General features: G+C 69.1%; 1 protein-coding gene. It reads right to left on the bottom strand.

The genetic code is table 11. The features are described from left to right. Positions 1-524, bottom strand: a 524-nt coding sequence (locus L687_RS23955) for an alpha/beta fold hydrolase (protein ID WP_021198332.1), incomplete at both ends; no start/stop codon positions are given.

Genomic DNA, 524 nt, shown 5'->3' with positions numbered 1-524 from the left:
TCGTCGGCGTGGGTCCACAGCAGGCCGTGCGGAGCGCCCTCGACCTCGACGTAGTCGGCGTCGGGCACTGCCTGGCGGAATCGACGGGCGGTGGCATCGATCGGCAGGATGTTGTCCTTCGTCCCGTGCAGGATCAGGGTGGGCTTTCCGGCGGAGCGCACGGCCTCGACGTCGGTGCGGAAGTCCTCGATCCACGCCGGCACGACCGCGTAGGCGGCCACGGGGGCGCTGCCGACCGCGACGTTCCAGCTGCCGGTCACCGCCTGCTCGCTGATGCGCGAGCCCAGGTTCTCGTCGAGGTTGTAGAAGTTTTTGTAGAAGTCGGTGAACCACGCGAAGCGATCGCCCTTGGCGGCAGCCTCGATGCCGTCGAAGACCTCCTGCGGCACGCCCTCGGGGTTGTCGTCGCGCTGCACGAGGAAGGGCTCGAGCGAGGCGAGGAAGGCGAGTTTGGCGACGCGGTCGTGGCCGTGGCGGGCGACGTAGCGTGCGAGCTCTCCGGTGCCCATCGAGAAGCCGACCAG

Source organism: Microbacterium maritypicum MF109, from assembly GCF_000455825.1.
Taxonomy (GTDB): Bacteria; Actinomycetota; Actinomycetes; order Actinomycetales; family Microbacteriaceae; genus Microbacterium; species Microbacterium maritypicum_A.
Note: the sequence above shows the minus strand (reverse complement) of the source record. Positions and strands in the feature narration are given on the sequence as shown.